Source organism: Micromonospora sp. C28SCA-DRY-2 (assembly GCF_030519475.1).
Classification (GTDB): domain Bacteria; phylum Actinomycetota; class Actinomycetes; order Mycobacteriales; family Micromonosporaceae; genus Micromonospora.
The window spans coordinates 575,504-597,713 of record NZ_JAUMKD010000002.1 but is presented as its reverse complement, the minus strand read 5'-3'; the positions used below and the strand labels follow the sequence as shown (position 1 = coordinate 597,713).

Below are 22,210 nucleotides of genomic sequence, written 5' to 3'. Positions count from 1 at the left end.
GGCCCGGCGGGTAGGGTCCGGTCCGTGGCGTCCACCCTCTCGGTCCTCACCGGCAACCGGAACTTCCGCAACCTCTTCCTGGCCGAGCTGGTGGTCTTCGGCGCCGACTGGTTCGTCATGGTGCCGCTGCTGGTGCTCCTGCCGACGTTGACCGGCAGCGGGGTGTGGGGCGCGCTGGTGCTCGCGGTGGACACCGGGATCGTGGCGCTGCTGCTGCCGTACACCGGCACCGTGGCCGACCGGTTCGACCGGCGGAAGATCATGATCGCGTCGAACGTCGCGGCGCTGCTCGGCGTGCTGCTGCTGCTCGGCGTCCGCAGCGCCGGCACCGCCTGGCTGGCCATGCTGGGCATCGGCGTGGTGGCGGTGGCGAAGGCGTTCTACTCCCCGGCGGCCCAGGCCGCCCTGCCCAACGTCCTCGAACCGGAGGAGCTGGCCGCCGGCAATGCCGTGGCCGGGTCGGCCTGGGGCACCATGACCGTCGTCGGCGCCTCGCTCGGCGGCGTGCTCAGCGGGGAGGTCGGCCCGTACGCCTGCTTCTGGGTGGCAGCGGTCGGCCTGGTGCTCGCGGCCGGCCTGGCCGGGTTCATCCGCCGGCCGTTGCAGGCGCCGCGGGAGAGCGGTCGGCCGACGCCGCAGACCTGGGCCGCGGTCGGCGAGGCGCTGCACTACATCGGGCACCGGCCGCGGGTGCTGGCCCTGGTGACCGTGAAGTCGGCGGTGGGTCTCGGCAACGGCGTGCTGACCGTCTTCCCGCTGCTGGCCGGGCTGTACGGGGCCGGACCGGCGGGGACCGGCCTGCTCTTCGCGGTCCGCGGGGCCGGCGCGCTGGTCGGGCCGATCCTGATGCGCCGGGTGCTGACCAACCGGTCCTGGCTGCTGCCGGGCCTGGCCCTGTCGATGTCGCTGTACGGGCTGTCCTACCTCGGCATCTCGCTGGTCGACTGGTTCCCGCTGGTGCTGGTCCTGGTCTTCGTCGCCCACTTCGCGGGCGGCAGCAACTGGGTGATGTCGAACTTCGCCCTGCAGGGCGAGGTGCCGGACCGGTTGCGGGGACGGGTCTTCGCCACCGACATGATGCTGGCGACGCTGGCCATCTCGGTCAGCCAACTGGTGGTGGCCGCCGTGGTCGACACGGTGGACGAGCGGGTGGTGCTGGCCGGCTGCGGCCTGGTCACGCTGGTGTACGCGGTGGGCTGGCGGATCGCCACCCGGCGGCTCTCGCTCTCCGACCCGGTCGCCGAGCCGGACCCGACCGCCGTCCGGTGACCGCCGGACTCAGGCGCGCGCGGCGGGGCCGGGCCCGTCCGGTCGGGAGTGCCCGCCCCACTGCGCCGGCTCCCGCCGCCCGCCGGTGCCGCCGTCCCCGTCGGCCACCCCCGGCGCCTCGGGCGCCTCGGGCGCGGGCGGGTCGCCAGCCGGCGGCCAGCCGTGCCACGGCCCGGCCGGCGCCCCCTCGGTCGCCCGCCGCCCGGCGAGCGCCGCGGCCACCAGCAGGGCCAGCCCGATCGGGTACGCCAACGCCTGGAGCAGGCCGGACGCCATGGTCATCAGTTGGACCTGGGAGAAGTCCCGGCTCCCGTCGATCACGCGCGGCAACAGCATCGCCCAGGTGAGGCCGAGCAGTGCGACCCCCAGCAGTACGCCGAGCCCGGAGAGGAGCAGCAGCCGGGCCGGCCGGGGCAGCCGGCGCCGGGCGTTCCCGGCCAGGACCAGCCCGACCAGCAGCACGAGCAGCGCGGGCACGTCGTTCACGGCTGCCGCCACCAGGTAGCTGAGATCCCGCATGCCGCCTCCCGCCGCCGTAGGTCGGGTCAGGCTAGCGGACCCGGTACGACCGCGGGCGCCCGTCGGTCCCAGGGTGCGGACGACGATCCGTCCTGTCGGTACCGGGCCATAGCATGAGCCCGTGCCGACGACATTCGCCCCCGGGCCGGTCCGGGTCCGGGTTCCCGCCACCAGCGCCAACCTCGGGCCGGGCTTCGACGCGCTCGGGCTGGCCCTGACGCTCTACGACGACGTGGCGGCCGAAGTCACCTCGGGCGGCGTGGCGGTGACCGTGACCGGGCAGGGCGCCGGCGAGTTGCCGGCCGACGACCGGCACCTGGTGGTGCGGGCCATGCGGGTCGCCTTCGACGCGCTCGGCGCGCAGCCGCCCGGCCTGGCGGTCGAGTGCGTCAACCGCATCCCGCAGGCCCGCGGGCTCGGCTCCTCCTCGGCGGCGATCGTGGCCGGGGTGCTGCTGGCCCGGGCGCTGGTGGTCGACGGCGAGCGGCGGCTCGACGACGCCGGCGCGCTGCGGCTGGCCGCCGAGATCGAGGGCCACCCCGACAACGTGGCCCCCTGCTTGCTCGGCGGGTTCACCCTGGCCTGGACGGAGCCGTCCGGCGCCCGGGCGGTCGCGCTGCCGGTCGCCGAGGGCGTCCGCCCCACCGCCTTCATACCCGGGGAGCGGGGCCTGACCGCCACCGCGCGGGCGGCGCTGCCGGCGACCGTGCCGCACGGCGACGCGGCGTTCAACGCCGGCCGGGCGGCCCTGCTGGTGCACGCGCTGACCACGGATCCCGCGCTGCTGCTGCCGGCCACCGCCGACCGGCTGCACCAGGAATACCGCGCGCCCGGCATGCCCGGCACCGCCACCCTGGTCGATGCGCTGCGTGCGGCCGGTGTGGCGGCTGTGGTCAGTGGGGCGGGGCCGACGGTGCTGGCGCTGACCGAGCCGCCGGAGAGCTTCCGGGCGGGAACAGGTTGGCAGGTTCTGCGGTTGCAGTCAGACGTGGGCGGCGCACAGGTCGCTCGGGGTAGACTTGGACACGCGGAGCGGGACCCTGTTGCCGCAGGTCGGAAGAGTTGATTACGCTCTAGACCTAGCACAGCCGCGAAGCATGCGATCTCCTGCGGGTCGGCGCACCCCCGAAGCTCTCGGCGGTAAGCCCGTCACCCCTGCCTAGGCCCACGCCGCACCGCAGTTTCCACAGGTCGCCGCAGACGGCGAGACCTGCTCACCGACGCTGGTGAGTCGGGAGACCGACCGGCTGCTGTGTCACAGACTCCCGCGACGCGTCCATGCGAGGCGGGTGCACCGAGGCCGCCCGGCCACCTGCTGTTCGACTCCGGGCAGTCCCGGCCTATCGAGGGAAGGAATCCATTGAGCGACACCACCGACGTGACGTCGGATGTTTCCAACGTCGCTGGCGATGCCACCACCGCCGCTCCCGCCCGTCGTCGGCGCAGCGGCACCGGTCTGTCGGCGATGCTGCTGCCGGAGCTGCAGAGCCTGGCCGCGTCGCTCGGCATCTCCGGTACGGCTCGCATGCGCAAGGGCGAGCTGATCAGCGCGATCTCCGAGCGGCAGGGCGGCGCCGCCGCCGGGACCCCTCGACCGCGGGCCGAGGTCGCGGCCGCGGCCGCTCCCGCCCGTGACGAGGTCCACGCCGAGGTACGGGAGACCGGCGAGCGGCCGGAGGCCGAGCGGCGCACCGCGGAGACCCCCGCGGCGCCGGCGGCCGCCGAGTCCGAGGGTCGGAGCCGGTCCCGGCGCAGCCGGGCCGCCGCCGAGACGCGGGCCGAGACGCGGGCCGAGACGCGGGCCGAGGAGGCCCCCGCCGAGACCGGTGAGCGGGCCGAGCGCGGCGAGGTCCGCGGCGGTCGCGACCGGGCCGAGCGCGGCGAGCGGACCGCCGACCGTGCCGAGCGCGGCGAGCGGACCGCCGACCGTGCCGAGCGCGGCGAGCGGACCGCCGACCGTGCCGAGCGCGGTGAGCGGGCCGAGCGTGGCGAGCGGGCCGAGCGCAACGACCGGGGCGAGCGGGCCGAGCGGGGCGAGCGGGCCGAGCGGGGCGAGCGGGCCGAGCGCGGCGACCGCAACGAGCGCGGTGAGCGCGGCGAGCGGGGCGACCGCAACGAGCGGGGCGAGCGCGCCGACCGGGGCGAGCGCAACGACCGGGGCGACCGTGGCCAGCGTGCCGAGCGTGCCGAGCGGGACAACGACTCCGACGACGAGGGCGAGGGCGGCGGCCGGCGTGGCCGGCGCAGCCGGTTCCGCGACCGTCGGCGGGGCCGTGGCGAGCGGGCCGAGGGCGGCGAGGGCGGGCGCGAGCCGCAGGTCAGCGAGGACGACGTGCTCGTCCCGGTGGCCGGCATCATCGACGTGCTCGACAACTACGCCTTCGTGCGGACCACCGGCTACCTGGCCGGCCCGAACGACGTCTACGTCTCGATGTCCCAGATCAAGAAGTACGGCCTGCGGCGCGGTGACGCGATCACCGGTGCGGTTCGCGCGGCCCGGGACGGCGAGCAGCGGCGGGACAAGTACAACCCGCTGGTCCGGCTGGACACCATCAACGGGATGGAGCCCGAGGAGGCCAAGCGCCGGCCAGAGTTCTACAAGCTGACCCCGCTGTACCCGCAGGAGCGGCTGCGGCTGGAGACCGAGCCGCACATCCTCACCACCCGGGTGATCGACCTGGTCATGCCGATCGGCAAGGGCCAGCGGGCGCTCATCGTCTCGCCGCCGAAGGCGGGTAAGACGATGGTGCTGCAGGCGATCGCGAACGCGATCACCCACAACAACCCGGAGTGCCACCTGATGGTGGTGCTGGTCGACGAGCGGCCCGAAGAGGTCACCGACATGCAGCGGTCGGTGAAGGGTGAGGTCATCGCGGCGACGTTCGACCGTCCGCCGCAGGACCACACCACGGTGGCGGAGCTGGCGATCGAGCGGGCGAAGCGCCTGGTCGAGCTGGGCCACGACGTGGTCGTGCTGCTCGACTCGGTGACCCGGCTCGGTCGGTCGTACAACCTGGCGGCGCCGGCCAGCGGCCGGATCATGTCGGGTGGTATCGACTCCACCGCGCTCTACCCGCCGAAGCGCTTCCTCGGCGCGGCCCGCAACATCGAGAACGGCGGCTCGCTGACCATCCTCGCCACCGCGCTGGTGGAGACCGGGTCCATGGCTGACACGGTCATCTTCGAGGAGTTCAAGGGCACCGGTAACGCGGAGCTGAAGCTGGACCGGAAGATCGCCGACAAGCGGACCTTCCCGGCCATCGACATCCACCCGTCCGGCACCCGCAAGGAGGAGATCCTCCTCGCGCCGGAGGAACTGGCCATCGTCCACAAGCTCCGCAAGGTGCTGCACTCGCTGGACTCGCAGGCGGCCCTGGACCTGCTGCTCGACAAGCTCAAGCAGACCCGGACCAACATCGAGTTCCTGATGCAGATCGCCAAGTCGACGCCGGGGGAGTGACCCTCCCCGGGTGACTGACGACAAGGGGCACGGCCACCGGGCCGTGCCCCTTCGTCGTACGGTCGCCGAGACACGAAGTTTTCCTTCGCTTCAAGCGGTAGGTATTGAAACTTCTATTCACTGTCCGGTTGACTGTCGTCCATGCGTACCCGCAGACGATCCGCCCGGCTCGCCGGCGTCCTGCTGCTGACGCCGTTGCTCACCATGGCCGGCCCGGTGCCGGCGACCGCCGGGACACCGGCCCCGGCTCCCGACCGCTTCGCCACCGCCGCCGAGGACGCGCCGCGCGCCTCCTCCCATCCCGCGGACTCCGTGACGCTGGCCGGCGACCCGGCCGCGAGCACGGCGACCGCCGGGGCGCCGACCGGGGTGGAGCCGGCCGGCGGCCTGGAGACCACGAAGACCACCCGCCCGGTCGCCCCCGGGCTGGAGCTCACCTCGTTCGACCGGTACGACGCGGACGGCTGGCTGCGCGCCGACGCGCTCACCGCCGACCTGACCGGCGGCGTCACCGTCGACTACGTCAACTCCGGCGTGGTCAGCCGCGCCGAGCCGCTGCGCGGGGCGGTGGACGCGTCTCGCGCCGTCGCCGCGGTCAACGGCGACTTCTTCGACATCAACAACTCCGGCGCCGCCCAGGGCGTCGGCATCCAGAGCGGCAAGCTGGTGCAGTCCGCGGTCAGCGGGCACCGCAACGCCGTCGGGATCACCACCGAGGGGCTCGGCCGGGTGATCGAGGTGAACTTCGACGGCACCGCCACGCTGCCCACCGGGCCGGTGCCGCTGACCCAGTTCAACAACATGGTCCAGGCCAACGGCATCGGCGTGTTCACCGCGCTCTGGGGTTCGTACACCCGGGAGCGGACGGTCGCCGGGGCGGCCCGGGTCACCGAGGTCGTGGTGGTGGACGGCCGGGTGGCGAGCGTCGGCACGACGGCCGGCAGCGGGTCGATCCCGGCCGGCACCACCATCCTGCTGGGCCGGGAGGCCGGCGCCGACGCGCTCGCCGGGCTGCGCCCCGGTGACCCGGTGGACGTCGCCTACCAGCCCAAGCCGGCCGACGGCAGCACCCTGCACGCGGCCGTCGGCGGCGGCAACGTGCTGGTCCGCGACGGCGTGGTGCAGAGCATCGCCGACGCGTCGCTGGCGCCGCGGACGGCTGTCGGGTTCTCCGCCGACGGCCGCCGCATGATCATGCTCACCGTGGACGGCCGGCAGGTCGACAGCCGCGGCGTCACGCAGACCGAGATGGGCCGGATGATGGCCGAACTCGGCGCGCACCACGCGCTGAACCTCGACGGCGGCGGCTCCTCCACGCTGCTCGCCCGGGAACCCGGCGCGGCCGCCGTGCAGGTCGAGAACAGTCCGTCGGACGGCACCGAACGGGCCGTGCCCAACGGCCTCGCGCTCTACGCGCCGCGGGGCAGCGGCCGGCTCACCGGCTACTGGCTGGAGACCGCCAGCGACCCGACCACCGCGCCGGGCGTCTCGCCGGTGCGCGGCGGCCGGCCCGACCGGGTCTTCCCGGGCCTCACCCGGCGGCTCACCGCCGCCGGCCACGACGAGACGTACGGCCCGGCGGCCGGCACGCCGCGGTGGCGGGCCAACCCGGCGGTGCACGGCGTGGTCGACGGCGAGGGCCGCTTCCGGGCCGGGCTGCCCGGCCGTACCACCGTCACCGCCTGGCGCGGCGCGGCCAGCGGCACCCTCGACCTGACAGTGCTCGGGCCGCTGGCCCGGATCGACTCCACGGTGGACCGGGTCGGGCTGACCGCCGCCGGCGGCACCGCGCTGTTCGGCGTGGTCGGCTACGACGCCGAGGGCAACACCGCCCCGATCGAGCCCGCCGACCTGCGGCTGGACTACGACCGGGAGCTGCTGACCATCACCCCGACCGGGGACGGCAACCTCTCCGTGACCGCCCGGCGGGACACCGGCTCCGGCCTGGTAACCGTCCACGTCGGCCGGAGCAGCACCGTCGTGCCGGTCACCGTCGGGCTCACCGACGTGCCGGTGGCCCCCTTCGACGACGCGGCGTCCTGGCGGTTCAGCCAGGCCCGGGCCAGCGGCGCGGTCGCCCCGGCGCCCGGCCACACCGGCACCGGCCTGCGGATGACGTACGACTTCAGCCAGTCCACCGGCACCCGGGCCGCGTACGCGGACCCGCCGGCCTGGATCCCGGTGGCCGGCCAGCCGCAGGCGTTCGGCATGTGGATCCACGGCAACGGCACCGGCGAGTGGCCCAGCCTGCACCTGCACGACGCGCAGGACACCCAGCACGTGCTGCGCGGCCCCTACATCACCTGGACCGGCTGGCGCTACGTCGAGTTCACCGTTCCGGCCGGGGTGCAGTACCCGGTGCGGATCCGCCGCTTCTACGTCGCGGAGACCAACGCCGCCGCGCAGTACAGGAGCGAGGTCATCATCGACGACCTGGTGGCCCGGGTGCCCCCGACGGTCGACGTGCCGGCCGAGGCGCCGCGCACCGACCGGGTGGTGCTGCGCGACGGCGGCGTCGACGGCGCGCCGTGGCGGTTCGCGGTGCTGTCCGACGCGCAGTTCGTCGCGGCGAACCCGGACAGCGACCTGGTCGCCCAGGCCCGCCGTACGCTGCGCGAGGTCAAGGCGGCCCGGCCGGACTTCCTGGTGATCAACGGTGACTTCGTGGACACCGCGTACCCGGCGGACTTCGCGCTGGCCAAGCGGGTGCTGGACGAGGAACTCGGCGGGGAGCTGCCGTACTACTACGTGCCGGGCAACCACGAGATCATGGGCGCCCCGATCAGCAACTTCCGGGCCGTCTTCGGCGACACCGAGCGGGTCTTCGACCACAAGGGCACCCGGTTCGTCACGCTGAACTCGTCCACCGGCTCGCTGCGGGGCGGCGGCTTCGACCAGGTCCGGATGCTGCGCGAGGCGCTGGACTCGGCGGCCGGCGACCCGGCCGTCGGCTCGGTGGTGGTGCTGCACCACCACCCGCCGCGCGACCCGAGCCCGGCCAAGGCGAGCCAGCTCGGCGACCGGAAGGAGGCGGCGCTGCTGGAGCAGTGGCTGGCCGACTTCCAGCACCGCACCGGCAAGGGGGCGCTCTTCGTCGGCGGGCACGTCGGCACCTTCCACGCCGACCGGGTCGACGGCGTGCCGTACGTGATCAACGGCAACTCGGGCAAGAACCCGTCCACCCCGGCCGACCAGGGCGGCTTCACCGGCTGGACGGAGTTCGGGGTGGACCCGGTGAGCCCGGCCGAGGCCGACCGGGCCCGCCGCGACCCGCTGGCCGAGGGGCCGCGCTGGGTGAGTGCCGAGACGCACGCGCACGTCGACCAGCTCGCGCTGGCGGCGCCGGCGACCGTCGCGGTCGGCGCACCGGCGACCGTCACCGCCACGGTGACCCAGCCCGGTGGGCGTACGGTGCCGGTGGCCGCGCCGGTGAGCGCGGACTGGTCCGCCTCGCCGAACCTGCACATCGGCCCGGTCACCGGGCTGCGGCCGTGGCACGTGGCCCGCTTCGACCCGGCCACCGGGCGGCTCACCGCGCTGCGCCCGGGCGCCCAGATCACCCTCGCCGTCGAGGTCAACGGCGAACGGGCCCAGGCGAGCATCGTCCTGACCGCGGCGACGGCGGCGGAGGCGCCCGCCGCCTGACCGCCCGCCGGTGGGCTCCCCGCGGACCGTGGGGAGCCCACCGGGGTCAGAAGTCGCCCTCGGCCACCTGGAAGACGGTCAGGCCGAGCTCGCGCCACATCCGCACCACCTGCTGGCGGTCGTCGAAGACGCCCACCACCCGGTACCGGTCCCGGATCTCGCGCTCGTAGATCTCCCGCTTGACGATCGAGTCCTTCCGCGAGTCGCCGATCGCTCGCAGGTGCAGGGCCAGGTACGGCACCCGCACGTGCCGGGCCAGCCACGCCTCGGTGTCGGCCCGGGCGGAGGCGTCCCGGCCGGAACAGAAGACCACCCCGTGGCCGGCGGCGTGCATCGCCCGCACCGCCGCGATCACCGCCGGGTTCGGCGCGTCCTCGCCCACCCGGGTCATGTCGTACGGGCTGCGCGAGACGTTCAGCGCCACGGTGCCGTCGATGTCGACCAGCACGATCTCGGGCGGCTCGGCGGACGGCGGGTGCACCCGGGCGGGGCGGCCGGTGCGGGCCTGCGGCACCGGCAGCGGCAGGGTGCGCCCCTCCAGGTAGCGCTCGTGCAGCCGGCGGATCGCCGCCTCGCCGACCCGGTCGGCCTCCGGCCGCTCGGCGTCGCGGCGCAGGCACTCGGCCAGCGGCACGTCGGTGAAGTCGTGCACCTCGAACCCGGCGCCGTACCGGGCGGCCAGGTCGGCCCAGTCCCGCAGGGTCCGGGAGCGCAGGTTGGTGTCGTCCACGCAGACGTCCGCCCCGGCCCGCAGCAGCGTCTCCACCTGGGCCCGCTGCACCAGCGTCACCTGCCACTCCGCCCGCTGGGTGAAGAGCCGCTCACCGTGCAGCATCCGGCGCAGGTCGTCCCGGTTGACCCGGACCACCCCGGGCTGCAGGGTGCGGGCGAAGGTGGTCTTGCCCGAGGCGGGCAGTCCCCGGGTCGCGATCAGGCGAGCCATCACTCACTCCGTTCGCTCGGACGGGCGGGCCGCAAGCGCCGGTCGGCGGGGTGCCCGGCCGGTGGGCCGCGCGCCGGTCGTACCCCGTTCGGGGCACGGCCGCGCCGCGCGGTCTTCAGGGTGAATGCCCCGCCAGGCGGCGGGAATGCGACGGGGCGGGCCGGTGTTGTCGATGCCGGACCCACTGTGCGGCCCGGTTTCCGGGCCGGCGTACGCCCATGGCACACTGGTCAATCGGCCACCGGTTCCGGTTCACGCCCGAGTCCGTCGCGCGTAGCGGCGGGTGGCGACGGCGACCCGGCGACCACCGACGAGAGGACCGAGGCGACATGAAGCCCAACATCCACCCGGAGTACGTGACCACCGAGGTCACCTGCTCCTGCGGCAACACCTTCACGACCCGCAGCACCGCCAAGGGCGGCTCGATCCACGTCGAGACCTGCAGCGCCTGCCACCCGTTCTACACCGGCAAGCAGCGCGTGCTCGACACCGCCGGTCGGGTCGCGAAGTTCCAGCAGAAGTACGCCAAGGTTCAGGCCAAGAAGGGCAAGTAACTTCTCGTTCGGCGCCCGCGTCCGGTTTCGTGCCGGACGCGGGCGCCGTCCGTATGTCCCCGGTCCGTCGCGTCGAAGGAGCAACCGCAGCATGAGCAGTGAGCGCCTGGCCGCCCTCCTCGACGAGTACGCCGAGCTGGAGAAGCGGCTGGCCGACCCGGCCATCCACGCCGACCAGGGCACCGCCCGGCGGGTCGGCCGGCGCTACGCCGAGCTGGTGCCGCTGCACAAGGCCGCCGGCGAACTGGAGCAGGCCCGGGCCGACCTGGCCGCCGCCCGCGAACTGGCCGCCGAGGACCCCGCCTTCGCGGCCGAGGCCGAGGCCATCGCGGCGTCCCTGCCGGCGCTCGAGGAGCGCCTGGCCGAGCTGCTGATCCCGCGCGACCCGCACGACGCCAAGGACGTGATCGTCGAGATCAAGGCCGGCGAGGGTGGCGAGGAGTCCGCGCTCTTCGCCGCCGACCTGCTGCGGATGTACACCCGCTACGCCGAGCGGCGCGGCTGGCTGACCGAGGTGATCGACGCCCAGGACTCCGACCTGGGCGGGGTGAAGGACGTCTCGCTGGCGATCAAGACCAAGGGCGTGCCCGAGGGGGGCAACGGCGTCTGGTCGCGGCTGAAGTGGGAGGGCGGCGTGCACCGGGTGCAGCGCGTCCCGGTCACCGAGTCGCAGGGCCGGATCCACACCAGCGCGGCCGGCGTGCTGGTGCTGCCGGAGGCCGAGGACGTCGACGTCACCATCGACCCGAACGAGCTGCGGATCGACGTGTTCCGCTCGTCCGGCCCCGGCGGGCAGTCGGTGAACACCACCGACTCGGCGGTGCGGATCACCCACCTGCCGACCGGCATCGTGGTCTCCTGCCAGAACGAGAAGTCCCAGTTGCAGAACCGCGAGCAGGCCCTGCGGATCCTGCGCGCCCGGCTGCTGGCGGCGGCCCAGGAGCAGGCCGACGCGGCCGCCTCGGACGCCCGCAAGGCGCAGGTGCGCACGGTGGACCGCTCGGAGCGGATCCGCACCTACAACTTCCCGCAGAACCGGATCACCGACCACCGGATCGGCTACACCGCGTACAACCTGGACCTGGCTCTCGCCGGTGACCTGGACGGCGTGCTGGACGCCCTGACCGAGGCCGACCGGGCCGCCCGGCTGGCCGGCGACACCGAACTCGCCCGCCGCTGACCCCGGGGGGCAACCGCCTCAGGAGGCGCGGGGACGGGCCTTGGCGCGCAGCATCTCCCGGTCGGCGATCTCGAAGGCGGTGCCCAGCGCGTCGCGCAGGCCGGCGCCCGAGCCGGAGACCTCGGCGAACCCGATGCTGACCCCGACCGGGGTGCCCGGCACCAGCGACTCCCAGTCCTCGGTGCGCACGGCGGCCTCGATCCGGCGGGCCACCTCGGCGGCCTCGGCCATCCCCGCGCCGGGCAGCACCACCACGAACTCGTCGCCGCCGTAGCGGGCCACGAAGTCGCCCCGGCGCATCACCCGGTTGATCACCCCGGCCACCCGTTGCAGCACCAGGTCGCCGGAGTGGTGCCCGTGCCGGGTGTTGACCGCCTTGAAGCCGTCCAGGTCGCAGACGCCGATCACCACCTGTTCGCCGCGGGCGACCACGGCGGCGATGTAGCGCTCCAGGCGGCGGCGGTTGGGCAGCCCGGTCAGCGGGTCGGTCAGCGCCTCGCCCTCGTAGCGGGCCGCCTCGCGGCGCATCTCCTCGTGGTCGATGCGGGCGGCGATGCCGTCGATGTAGACGTCCCGCAGCCGGTCGTTGCGCTGGGCGGCGAGCCGGAACGCCAGCCGGTCGGCCCGGTGCGCCGCCGCGTGGTCGCCGGCCCGGGCCAGGGCGATGCTGCGCAGCCGGGCCGGTTCGGCGGCGCCGAGCGTCTCGCTGGAGACCCGGACCGACTCCAGCCGGGTGACCGCCTCGATCGGCCGCCCCTCCGCGATGGCCAGGCAGACCTGGCCGAGCTCGCGCATGTCCCGGGCGCGGGCGCTGTCCCCGCCGTGGCCGAGCAGCCGGGCCGGGGCGGCGTCGGTGCCCACCTCCAGCCGGTCGCCCAGCGACGCCTGCCGGGCGGCGGCGTAACCGTACGCGGCCAGGCTGCTCGGGCGCAGCCGCCCGGCCCGCCCGCCCCGGATGAACCGGCCGAGGTCGGCGGCGACGTCGCGGAGCACCCGCAGGCACCCGTCGCTGTCCCCGTTGTGGTCCAGCGCCACCGCGTTGCGCAGCCGGATGCCCGGCGCGGCGAACGTCTCCTCGGGGATCCCGGCCACCTGCCCGAGCTGGCGGGCCCGCTCGATGGCCCCGAGGGCGTAGCCGTGGAAGCTGAGGTAGGAGTAGGCCATCGCCAGGTCGTGCCAGCCCCAGGCGGTGTCCCGGTCGGGGTCGTCGACCGCGCTGAGCGCCCGGGCGGACTTGACCAGGTGGGTGACGCAGCGGTCCAGCGCGCCCTGGTGGTGCGCGGCGAGCGCGGCCAGCGCGTTCAGGTGCCCGTGCAGGTAGGGCTCGGCGAGGTCGCGGACCGCGCCGGAGGCCTCCTCGATGGCCCGGGTGAACTCCGCGGTACGACCGAGATTGATCAGTGCGGAGAGCCGCTGCACCAGCGCGTCGGCGCGGGCGTACGGGTCGCTGGTGCTCCGGATCACCCGGTCCACCACGGCGTACGCCTCGGCCGACCGGCTCGCCTCCTGCAGCGCCCGGGACTGCCTCAGGGCGTCAACCTGGTCGGTGACCCGGTCGAGCCAGCCCACTGGCGACCTCCTGTCGGTGTGCGTCCGCACGCACCCGCTCGTAATGTGAACCGCGACGCTTCATGATTATGTCGTGACCATCGTGCCGCAACACCCGTCCGAAGGGACGAACCGGGAGCGTCCGTCAGTGGCGGTGGTCCGGGCGGCCCGCGTGCTGGCCGAGGCCGGGGTCGCGGCGGCGCGGGCGGAGGCCGAGCTGCTGGCCGCGTACGTGCTGGACGTGCCGCGCGGCCGGCTGGCCCTGGCCGACGGGTTCACCCCGGCGCAGCGCGAGCGGTACGCGGCGCTGGTCGCCCGCCGGGCGGACCGGGAGCCGTTGCAGCACCTCACCGGCCGGGCCGCCTTCCGGCACCTGGAGCTGGCCGTCGGCCCCGGGGTGTTCGTGCCCCGCCCGGAGACCGAGCTGCTCGCCGGCTGGGGCGTCGAGCAGGCCGGCACGGTGGCCGACCCGCTGGTGGTGGACCTGTGCAGCGGCTCCGGCGCGATCGCCCTCGCGGTCGCCCAGGAGCTGCCCTCGGCCCGGGTGGTGGCGGTGGAGGGCTCGCCGGCGGCGCTGCCCTGGCTGCGCCGCAACGCGGCCGAGCGGGCCGCGGCGGGGGACCGGCCGATCGAGGTGGTCGCGGCCGACGTCACCGCGCCGGACCTGCTGGCCGGGCTGGCCGGGCGGGTGGACGTGCTGCTCTGCAACCCGCCGTACGTGCCGGCCGAGGTGGCCGTGCCGCCCGAGGTGGCCCGGCACGACCCGGCGGAGGCGGTCTTCGGCGGGCCGGACGGGCTGGCGGTGATCCGCCCGGTGGTGGCGCGGGCGGCGGCGCTGCTGCGGCCGGGCGGGGCGCTCGGCGTCGAGCACGACGACACCCACGGCCGGACGGTGCCGGAGCTGCTCGCCGCCGACGGCCGGTACACCGCCGTCACCGACCACCCAGACCTCACCGGCCGGCCCCGGTTCGCCACCGCGTCCCGCCGGGCGGACGGTCGGCACCGGTTCACCGGCGCGACGTGGCAGACTGGCTCCTCGTGATGCTCTACGACTGCCGGTCGCCCGCCGACCGGGACCGCGGCATCGCTGCGGCCATCGAGGCGGTCAAGAACGGCGAACTGGTCGTCCTGCCGACGGACACGGTCTACGGAATCGGCGCGGACGCGTTCACCCCGTACGCGGTCAAGGCGCTGCTCGACGCCAAGGGGCGGGGCCGGCAGATGCCGCCACCGGTGCTGATCGGCTCCCGGCACACCCTCGACGGGCTGGTCTTCTCGCTGCCCCAGGCGGCCCGGGACCTGGTCGAGGCGTTCTGGCCGGGTGCGCTGACCATCGTGGTCGAGCACTCGCCGAGCCTGCAGTGGGACCTCGGGGACAAGACCGGCACGGTGGCGGTGCGGATGCCGCTGCACCCGGTGGCCCTGGAGGTGCTGCGCGAGACCGGCCCGATGGCCGTCTCGTCGGCGAACAAGACCGGCCAGCCGGCCGCGGTCACCGCCGAGGAGGCGCGCGACCAGCTCGGCTACTCGGTGCGCGCGTACCTGGAGGCCGGACCCTGCCCGGACCCGGTGCCGAGCACGATCGTGGACCTCACCGGCGAGGTGCCGCAGCTGCTCCGGCTGGGCGCCATCCCGCTGGAGAAGCTGCGCGACGTGGTGCCGGACATCGTCGAGAGCCAGGTGGCCTGAGTGCCCCCGTTCACCGTGCTGCACGTCTGCATGGGCAACATCTGCCGGTCGCCGATGGCCGAGCGGCTGCTCGCCCTCGCCGTCGCGCAACGGCTGTCCCGGCGCGGGGTCGACCCGGCCCGCGCGGACGAACTGCTGCACAGCCACAGCGCCGGCACCGGCGGCTGGCACGCCGGCGAGGAGATGAACCCGCCGGCGGCCCGCCAGGTCACCACCCGCGGTGGCAGCACCGAGGGGTTCGCCGCCCGCAAGCTGCGCTCGGATCTCATCGACGCGGCCGACCTGGTCCTCACCGCCACCGCCGACCAGCAGGAGTACGTGGTGGCGCTGCGCCCGGACGCCGCCGCGCGCACCTTCGTGCTCGGTGAGTTCGGCCGGCTGCTGGCCGCGGTGGACACCGCCGCGCTGCCCCCGGCCGAGGCCACCGGCGAGGCGGTGTACGCCCGCGGGGTGGCGCTGGTCGAGGCCGCCCACGCCGCCCGGCAGGGCGCCAGCCCGCTGCCCACCGACGATCTCGACGACCCGTGGGGCCGGGGCGACCAGTGCTTCAGCCGGGTCGCCGACGAGATCGAGGAAACCGTCCACCCCCTGGCCACCGCCCTACTGCCCTAACCTCCTGCCGGGTCGCCCACCCGTCGATCATGAAGTTGTTGACCCGACACGCCGATGCACGGGTCGACGACTTCATGATCAACCATCTCGGTGGTGTGTCCGGCCGTGGGAGCGGTGTCCGCCTCGCGAATTTCCTGCGGGTTTGCCGAAACGCAGGGGCGAAAGGGGCGTTTCGGGTCATTCTGAACGGGTCCTAGCGCGATCCGGCTCCTGCGGGGAGAGCTGATGACCCGGGCCCATCTGCACCGAGTGCTGACCATCCTGATCGCCGGCGTACTGGCCGGCCTGGCGCTGGCGGCGGCGGCCCTGCCGGCCGCGCTGGTGTTCGGGATCGGCTTCTCGGCGCTCGCCGCGCCGTACGCGGAGCTGCCGAACACCCTGCGCACCCCGCCCACCGCCCAGCGGTCCAACCTGTACGCCAGCGACGGCACCACCCTGATCACCTCCTTCTACCAGGAGGACCGGGTGGACGTACCGCTGGCCGAGGTGGCCCCGGTGATGCGCCAGGCCATCGTCGCCGCCGAGGACGCCCGGTTCCACCAGCACAGCGGGGTGGACCTGCGGGGCGTGGCCCGGGCCTTCACCGTCAACCAGGGATCCGGCGAGACCCGCCAGGGCGCCTCCACGCTGACCATGCAGTACGTCCGCAACGTGCTGAGCAGCGACCCCCGGCTCAGCGAGGCGCAGCGCGCCGCGGCCACCGAGATCACCACCGCCCGCAAGGTCCAGGAGATGCGGTACGCGCTGGCGCTGGAGCGGGAGTTGAGCAAGGACCAGATCCTCGCCCGCTACCTGAACATCGCGTACTTCGGCGCCGGGGCGTACGGGGTGGCGGCCGCCAGCAAGCGGTACTTCTCCAAGGCGCCGGCCGACCTCACCCTCGGCGAGGCGGCGCTGCTGGCCGGCCTGGTCCGCTCCCCGCACACCGACGACCCGATCAACGGGGACGCGGACAGCGCCCTGCGCCGCCGGGCGTACGTGCTGGACCGGCTGGTGGCGGCGGGGCAGGTGCCGGCCGAGGAGGCCGCCCGGGCCGGGGCCGAGCCGCTGAAGCTGCGCCCCAGCGAGACGCCGAACGACTGCACGGCGGTGCCCGAGGGGCACAACGACTGGGGCTACTTCTGTGACTGGTTCACCCGCTGGTGGAACGCCCAGCCGGCGTTCGGCGCCAGCGTCGACGAGCGGCAGCGCACGCTGCGCCGGGGGGGCTTCTCCATCGTCTCCTCGCTCGACCTCGCGGTGCAGCGCGCCGCCGTCGAGCAGGTGCACCGGATCTACCGGGCGAGCGACCGCCGGGCGATGCCGACGGCGGTGGTGCAGCCCGGCACCGGCCGGGTGCTCGCGATGGCGGTGAACCGGAACTACCGGGTGGACGCCAACCCGCCCGGGCAGAAGAACCACCCGAACACTGTCAACCAGCTCGTCGCCGGCGGCGGGGCGATCTCGGGCTACCAGGCCGGCTCGACGTTCAAGCTCTTCGCCGTGCTGGCCGCCCTGGAGTCCGGGCTGCCGCTGCGGACCGAGTTCGACTCGCCGGACCGCTTCGTCACCCGTTACCCGGCCTCCGGCGAGGCGAGCTGCGACGGCTACTGGTGCCCGCGGAACGCCAGCCCGTCGATGGAGGGCTGGCACGACATGTGGACCGCCTTCGGCGAGTCGGTGAACACGTACTTCGCCTGGCTGACCGAGCGGGTCGGCGCGGACCGGGTGGTGGAGATGGCCGAGCGGCTCGGCATCGTGCTGCGCGCCCCGGACGACGCCCGGCTGGCCCGCCACGGCGCCCGGACCTGGGGCCCGTTCGTGCTCGGCGTGGCCACCACCACGCCGCTCGACCTGGCCGGCGCGTACGCCACGCTGGCGGCCGAGGGGACGTGGTGCGCGCCGCTGCCGGTCACCTCGATCACCGACGCGGCCGGTCGCCCGGTCGACGCGGCCAAGCCGGACTGCCGCCAGGTGCTCGACACCGAGGTGGCCCGCGCGGCGGCGGACGTGGCCCGCTGCCCGGTCGGCGACCAGTCCATGTACAACCGCTGCGACGGAGCCACCGCGAGCCGGCTCCGGGACCGGCTGGGCCGGCCGGTGGCCGGCAAGACGGGCAGCTCGGAGCGGTACGCCACGGAGACCGTGGTGGCGTTCACCCCGCAGCTGGCGGTCGCCGCCATCGCCGCCAACCCGGACGACCCGCGGGACGCGGTGGGTCAGGCGGTGCAGAGCCGGATGGTGGACGCGGTGGCCCAGTTGATGTCGTTCGCCCTGCGCGACCAGCCGATCCGCGACTTCGTGCCACCGAGCGAGGCGACCGCCTTCGAGGTCAGCGGGGCGCGGACCGGGAACTGACCGGCCCGGCCAGCTGCTCCGCGCCGCGGGCGATGTTGCGGGCCATCCCGCCGAAGACCACCGCGTGGAACGGCGCCACCGACCCCCAGTACGCGTGCCCGGACAGGCCGCGCGGGAGGAAGACCGCCCGCTGGTGGTAGCGGCTGTGCCCGTCGGAGCCGGGCAGCACCCGCATCTCCAACCAGGCGCGGCCGGGCAGCCGCATCTCGGCGCGCAGCCGCAGCAGCTCACCCGGGACGATCTCCTCCACCCGCCAGAAGTCCAGCGCCTCGCCGACCTGGAGCCGGTGCGGGTCGCGCCGCCCCCGGCGCAGCCCCACCCCGCCGACCAGCCGGTCCAGCCAGCCGCGCACCGACCAGGCGAGCGGGAAGGAGTACCAGCCGTGCTCCCCGCCGACCCCCTCGATCACCCGCCAGAGCACGTCCGGCGGGGCGGCCACCGCCCGTTCCCGCTCGTCGGTGTAGGTGGTGCCGCCGGACCACTTCGGGTCGCTGGGCAGCGGTTCGGCCGGCGCGTCCGGGCCGCTCGCGTTCGACCACCGGGTCTCCACCGCGGCGTCGCGGACCTTGGCCAGCGCCAGCTCCACCGCCTGGTCGAAGCCGGTGAGCCCGGCCGGCGGGTCGGGCACGTACCGGGCGATGTCGTGCTCGCGGGCGACCGCCTCGTGCACCAGGCTCTCCACCAGCGGCCGGGCGATCGCGTTCGGCACCGGGGTGATCAGCCCGACCCAGAGCGAGGAGAGCGCCGGGGTCAGCGGCCGCACCGGCACGATGAACCGCCGGGGCAACCCGGCGACCCGGGCGTAGCGCTGCATCATCTCCTGGAAGGTGAGCACGTCCGGCCCGCCGATGTCGAAGCCCCGGTCGACCTCCGGCGGCAGGTGCGCGCATGCGACCAGGTAGTGGAGCACGTCGCGGACCGCGATCGGCTGGATCCGGTTGCGCACCCAGCGCGGGGTGACCATCACCGGCAGCCGCTCGGTGAGGTGGCGCAGCATCTCGAACGACGCCGAGCCGGACCCGATGATCACCGCGGCCCGCAGCACTGCGGTCGGCACCCCGCTGTCCAGCAGGATCCGCCCCACCTCGGCGCGGGACCGCAGGTGCGCCGACCCGGCCGACCGGCCGGCCGCCGGCTCCGGCCCGCCCAGGTAGACGATCCGGCGTACGCCGGCGGCGCGGGCGGCCGCCGCGAAGTTCTCCGCCGCCTCCCGGTCGGCCGCCTCGAAACCGGCCTGGCCGAGCGAGTGCACCAGGTAGTACGCGACGTCCACGCCGGCGAACGCGGCCGGCAGCGTCTCCGGCCGGCGCAGGTCGCCCTCGGCGATCTCGACCCGGCTCGCCCACGGCACGTCCCGCAGCCGGCCGGCCTTGCGGGCCAGGCAGCGTACGGTGTGTCCGGCGGCCAGCAGCCGGGGCGCGAGCCGCCCGCCGATGTACCCCGTGGCTCCGGTGACCAGGCATCTCACGATCCCCAGTCTGCGGCCCAATAGACTCTGGCGCTGTGGACACCGCGCAAAGCACCTTCTGGGGGCCGGACTTCGACCAGCTCCGGGCCACCGACCCGGAGATCGCCGGGGTGGTGCTCGGCGAGCTGGACCGGCTGCGCGGCGGCCTCCAGCTGATCGCCAGCGAGAACCTCACCTCGCCGGCCGTGCTCGCCGCGCTCGGCTCGACGCTGACCAACAAGTACGCCGAGGGCTACCCGGGCCGGCGCTACTACGGCGGCTGCGCCGAGGTGGACCGGGCCGAGGAGATCGGCATCGCCCGGGCGAAGGAGCTCTTCGGGGCCGAGCACGCCAACCTCCAGCCGCACTCCGGGGCGAGTGCCAACCTGGCCGCGTACGCGGCGCTGGTGCAGCCGGGCGACACGGTGCTCGCCATGGACCTGCCGCACGGCGGGCACCTGACGCACGGCAGCCGGGTGAACTTCTCCGGCAAGTGGTTCCACACCGTCGGCTACACGGTGCGCCGGGACACCGAGCTGATCGACTACGACGAGGTGCGCGACCTGGCCCTGGCGCACCGGCCCAAGATGATCATCTGTGGCGCGACCGCGTACCCGCGGCTGATCGACTTCGCCCGGTTCCGGGAGATCGCCGACGAGGTCGACGCGTACCTCATGGTGGACGCCGCGCACTTCATCGGGCTGGTCGCCGGCAAGGCCATCCCCTCCCCGGTCCCGCACGCCGACGTCGTCTGCGCCACCACGCACAAGGTGCTGCGCGGGCCGCGTGGCGGGATGATCCTGTGCCGGGAGTCGCTGGCCCAGCGGATCGACAAGGCGGTCTTCCCGTTCACCCAGGGCGGCCCGCTGATGCACGCCGTCGCGGCCAAGGCCGTCGCGCTGCGCGAGGCCGCGCAGACCGAGTTCCAGGCGTACGCGACCCAGGTGGTGCGCAACGCGCAGGCGCTCGCCGCCGGGCTGGCCGCCGAGGGCATGCGCCCGGTCTCCGGCGGCACCGACACCCACCTCGCCCTGATCGACCTGCGCGAGGTGGGGGTGACCGGCGCCGACGCCGAGGCGCGCTGCGACGCCGCCGGCATCACGCTGAACAAGAACGCCATCCCGTACGACCCGGAGAAGCCGATGGTGGCCTCCGGGATCCGGGTCGGCACGCCCGCCGTGACCACCCAGGGCATGCGGGAGGGCGAGCTGCGCCGGGTCGCCGGGCTGATCGCCCGGGCGGTGCGCACCGATCCCGCCGATCCGGGCGGCAGCGACCGGCTGGCCGCTATCGCGTCCGAGGTGACCGAGCTGGTCACCGAGTTCCCGGCGTACCCCCGTGGCTGAGCCCGGGGTGCGCGAGCCGGCGCCGGCCGCGGCGACCGACCGGCGCTGGCGGCTGCGCCACCTGCCGGTGCTGCTGGCCGCGAGCGGCCTGCTGGCCGCCGCGGCCGCGCTGCTCGGCGCGGTCACCGGCGGCGCCGACGCGGCGCTCGGCGCGGCGGCCGGGGTGGGTGTCACGGTGGCCAGCTACACCCTGACCACCGTGGTGCTGGCCTGGGCCGACTCGGTGAACCCGCAGCTGGTTCTCCCCTTCGGACTCGGCCTCTACGCGGCCAAGTTCACCCTGCTCGGGGTGGTGATGGTGGCCGTGGCGTCGACCGGCTGGGCCGGCCTGATCCCGCTCTGCCTGGGCATCGCCGCGGGCGTCGTGGTCTGGACCGGGGTGCACATCTGGTGGCTCACCGCCGTGCATGCCCGCGGCACTCGCTGACCGCGGGAATCCCACCCCTCGGACGACGCGGAAATGTGTCCGCCATCGGTCATTTCCAGGCTGGCGGAAGGGGAGTAGCGTGCCCACAGACGCGCCTGCCCGCCCGACGCCCACACAACGACGGTTGTGCGGGGGGTGAGGCACAGCCTCGTCTTCCCGACTGATATCGTTCGCCCCGTCATGGCTGATGACCAAACCCCCCGACCCAGCGGCGACCGGGACGACGTTCCGTCCGGTGCCGGCCAGGGCTGGACTGCGCTCGCGTACCTGATCGCGGGCATGGGGGTGTGGGGCTTCATCGGCTGGCTGGTCGACCAGTGGCTCGACACCGGGGGCATCGCCCTCGGGATCGGCGCCGTGCTCGGCATGGCCGGGGGGATCATCCTGGTCGTCCGCCGACTCGGCACGCCTACTTAGGAAGGGACGCAGGTGTTCGGAGCGGCGAACGTTCTGGCTCAGGGCGAGGCAGCATTCCCACCCAGCGTGGAGGACTTCTACCTGCCCGGCATCCTGCCCTGGGGTGCGGAGAACTCCTACTGGTTCACCAAGATCACCGCGATGGTCTGGCTGGCCGTCGGCGTTCTGATCATCTTCTTCCTGGCGACCTACCGGAAGCCGCAGCTGGTGCCGACGAAGAAGCAGTGGCTGGCCGAGTCGATCTACGGCTTCGTGCGGAACAACATCGCGGTCGACATGATCGGGCACGCGGGGGTGCGGTTCGCGCCGTACTTCACCACGCTCTTCTGCTTCATCCTGCTGACCAACCTCTTCGCGATCGTGCCGTTCTTCCAGATCTCGCCGAACTCGCACATCGCCTTCCCGACGATCCTCGCCGTGATCAGCTACGTGCTCTTCATCTACGCGGGCATCCGGCACCACGGCGCCGGCAAGTTCTTCAAGAACTCCCTCATCCCGCCGGCGCCCTGGTACATCCTGCCGCTGCTGATTCCGATCGAGTTCGCTTCGACCTTCCTCTTCCGGCCGTTCACGCTGGCCGTCCGTCTCTTCGCGAACATGTTCGCCGGCCACATGATCCTGCTGGTCTTCACGCTCGGCGGCTTCGCGATGCTCAACGCCAACGCCTGGCTGGCGCCGGTGTCGGTCCTGTCGTGGGTGATGACCGTGGCGCTCACCTTCCTCGAGTTCCTGGTGATCGTCCTGCAGGCGTACGTCTTCACGGTGCTGACCGCGAGCTACGTGCAGGGCTCGCTCGCCGACGAACACTGATCCACCT

At 74.3% G+C, this 22,210-nt stretch carries 18 protein-coding genes; 14 read left to right on the top strand and 4 right to left on the bottom strand.

Annotated elements, in window-relative coordinates; genetic code table 11:
* Window positions 1-24: 24 nt before the first annotated feature.
* The gene (locus Q3W71_RS11215) at window positions 25-1,269 is read left to right on the top strand and encodes an MFS transporter (protein ID WP_302919234.1); all 1,245 of its coding nucleotides are present in this window, start codon (window positions 25-27) and stop codon (window positions 1,267-1,269) included.
* A 9-nt stretch (window positions 1,270-1,278) separates the two neighbouring features.
* Here the strand turns inward: Q3W71_RS11215 and Q3W71_RS11210 are convergent, their stop codons facing one another.
* Window positions 1,279-1,788, bottom strand: a complete 510-nt coding sequence (locus Q3W71_RS11210) for a hypothetical protein (protein ID WP_302919233.1) — start codon at window positions 1,786-1,788, stop codon at window positions 1,279-1,281.
* A gap of 121 nt (window positions 1,789-1,909) precedes the next feature.
* Between Q3W71_RS11210 and thrB the strand changes: the two genes are divergently transcribed.
* The 3 genes from thrB (at window position 1,910) to Q3W71_RS11195 (ending at window position 8,893) form a co-directional block, all read left to right on the top strand.
* Entirely contained in the window at window positions 1,910-2,854 is a 945-nt protein-coding gene (gene thrB / locus Q3W71_RS11205) for a homoserine kinase (protein ID WP_302919232.1), read from the top strand.
* Window positions 2,855-3,148: 294 nt separating this feature from the next.
* Window positions 3,149-5,248: a transcription termination factor Rho gene (rho, locus tag Q3W71_RS11200; protein ID WP_302919231.1), complete on the top strand. Its 2,100-nt coding sequence runs from the start codon at window positions 3,149-3,151 to the stop codon at window positions 5,246-5,248.
* A 141-nt stretch (window positions 5,249-5,389) separates the two neighbouring features.
* On the top strand, window positions 5,390-8,893 hold the full coding sequence (locus tag Q3W71_RS11195) for a phosphodiester glycosidase family protein (RefSeq protein WP_302919230.1): 3,504 nt from the start codon (window positions 5,390-5,392) through the stop codon (window positions 8,891-8,893).
* A gap of 46 nt (window positions 8,894-8,939) precedes the next feature.
* Here the strand turns inward: Q3W71_RS11195 and Q3W71_RS11190 are convergent, their stop codons facing one another.
* On the bottom strand, window positions 8,940-9,836 hold the full coding sequence (locus tag Q3W71_RS11190) for an AAA family ATPase (protein WP_302919229.1): 897 nt from the start codon (window positions 9,834-9,836) through the stop codon (window positions 8,940-8,942).
* 329 nt (window positions 9,837-10,165) lie between these two features.
* On the opposite strand from Q3W71_RS11190, the gene rpmE reads away from it, so the two are divergent.
* Window positions 10,166-10,390, top strand: a complete 225-nt coding sequence (gene rpmE, locus Q3W71_RS11185) for a 50S ribosomal protein L31 (protein ID WP_012184056.1) — start codon at window positions 10,166-10,168, stop codon at window positions 10,388-10,390.
* A 91-nt stretch (window positions 10,391-10,481) separates the two neighbouring features.
* Window positions 10,482-11,570, top strand: a complete 1,089-nt coding sequence (gene prfA / locus Q3W71_RS11180; protein WP_302919228.1) for a peptide chain release factor 1 — start codon at window positions 10,482-10,484, stop codon at window positions 11,568-11,570.
* Between the two features lie 18 nt (window positions 11,571-11,588).
* Here the strand turns inward: prfA and Q3W71_RS11175 are convergent, their stop codons facing one another.
* Entirely contained in the window at window positions 11,589-13,139 is a 1,551-nt protein-coding gene (locus Q3W71_RS11175) for a diguanylate cyclase (RefSeq protein ID WP_302919227.1), read from the bottom strand.
* A 73-nt stretch (window positions 13,140-13,212) separates the two neighbouring features.
* Between Q3W71_RS11175 and prmC the strand changes: the two genes are divergently transcribed.
* From prmC to Q3W71_RS11155, 4 genes are all read left to right on the top strand, one after another.
* A complete protein-coding gene (gene prmC, locus Q3W71_RS11170) occupies window positions 13,213-14,160 on the top strand; it encodes a peptide chain release factor N(5)-glutamine methyltransferase (RefSeq protein WP_302919226.1) in 948 nt (315 codons plus the stop codon).
* A complete protein-coding gene (locus tag Q3W71_RS11165; RefSeq protein WP_088997429.1) occupies window positions 14,160-14,807 on the top strand; it encodes an L-threonylcarbamoyladenylate synthase in 648 nt (215 codons plus the stop codon). Before prmC ends, Q3W71_RS11165 begins: the two co-directional genes overlap by 1 nt.
* Entirely contained in the window at window positions 14,808-15,419 is a 612-nt protein-coding gene (locus Q3W71_RS11160; RefSeq protein WP_302919225.1) for a phosphotyrosine protein phosphatase, read from the top strand.
* 225 nt (window positions 15,420-15,644) lie between these two features.
* The gene (locus Q3W71_RS11155; RefSeq protein WP_302919224.1) at window positions 15,645-17,756 is read left to right on the top strand and encodes a transglycosylase domain-containing protein; all 2,112 of its coding nucleotides are present in this window, start codon (window positions 15,645-15,647) and stop codon (window positions 17,754-17,756) included.
* On the opposite strand, the gene Q3W71_RS11150 is transcribed toward Q3W71_RS11155, so the two are convergent.
* The gene (locus Q3W71_RS11150) at window positions 17,731-19,224 is read right to left on the bottom strand and encodes an SDR family oxidoreductase (protein ID WP_302919223.1); all 1,494 of its coding nucleotides are present in this window, start codon (window positions 19,222-19,224) and stop codon (window positions 17,731-17,733) included. The two genes, Q3W71_RS11155 and Q3W71_RS11150, sit on opposite strands and share 26 nt — an antisense overlap.
* 35 nt (window positions 19,225-19,259) lie before the next feature.
* On the opposite strand from Q3W71_RS11150, the gene glyA reads away from it, so the two are divergent.
* The 4 genes from glyA to atpB all read left to right on the top strand — a co-directional run bounded on the left by glyA (window position 19,260) and on the right by atpB (window position 22,203).
* A complete protein-coding gene (gene glyA, locus Q3W71_RS11145) occupies window positions 19,260-20,549 on the top strand; it encodes a serine hydroxymethyltransferase (RefSeq protein ID WP_302919222.1) in 1,290 nt (429 codons plus the stop codon).
* The gene (locus Q3W71_RS11140; protein WP_302919221.1) at window positions 20,542-20,976 is read left to right on the top strand and encodes a hypothetical protein; all 435 of its coding nucleotides are present in this window, start codon (window positions 20,542-20,544) and stop codon (window positions 20,974-20,976) included. The genes glyA and Q3W71_RS11140 overlap by 8 nt, the downstream gene beginning before the upstream one ends.
* A gap of 180 nt (window positions 20,977-21,156) precedes the next feature.
* Window positions 21,157-21,393: an AtpZ/AtpI family protein gene (locus tag Q3W71_RS11135; RefSeq protein ID WP_302919220.1), complete on the top strand. Its 237-nt coding sequence runs from the start codon at window positions 21,157-21,159 to the stop codon at window positions 21,391-21,393.
* A 12-nt stretch (window positions 21,394-21,405) separates the two neighbouring features.
* Window positions 21,406-22,203, top strand: a complete 798-nt coding sequence (gene atpB / locus Q3W71_RS11130) for a F0F1 ATP synthase subunit A (protein ID WP_302919219.1) — start codon at window positions 21,406-21,408, stop codon at window positions 22,201-22,203.
* Window positions 22,204-22,210: the final 7 nt, after the last annotated feature.

What these genes read in the sequence shown, in the direction of transcription:
- Q3W71_RS11210 (WP_302919233.1), bottom strand. Translation starts at nt 1,788, where the DNA reads ATGCGGGATCTCAGCTACCTGGTGGCGGCAGCCGTGAACGACGTGCCC.
- Q3W71_RS11195 (WP_302919230.1), top strand. Translation starts at nt 5,390, where the DNA reads ATGCGTACCCGCAGACGATCCGCCCGGCTCGCCGGCGTCCTGCTGCTG.
- Q3W71_RS11190 (WP_302919229.1), bottom strand. Translation starts at nt 9,836, where the DNA reads ATGGCTCGCCTGATCGCGACCCGGGGACTGCCCGCCTCGGGCAAGACC.
- rpmE (WP_012184056.1), top strand. Translation starts at nt 10,166, where the DNA reads ATGAAGCCCAACATCCACCCGGAGTACGTGACCACCGAGGTCACCTGC.
- prfA (WP_302919228.1), top strand. Translation starts at nt 10,482, where the DNA reads ATGAGCAGTGAGCGCCTGGCCGCCCTCCTCGACGAGTACGCCGAGCTG.
- Q3W71_RS11165 (WP_088997429.1), top strand. Translation starts at nt 14,160, where the DNA reads ATGCTCTACGACTGCCGGTCGCCCGCCGACCGGGACCGCGGCATCGCT.
- Q3W71_RS11155 (WP_302919224.1), top strand. Translation starts at nt 15,645, where the DNA reads ATGACCCGGGCCCATCTGCACCGAGTGCTGACCATCCTGATCGCCGGC.
- Q3W71_RS11135 (WP_302919220.1), top strand. Translation starts at nt 21,157, where the DNA reads ATGGCTGATGACCAAACCCCCCGACCCAGCGGCGACCGGGACGACGTT.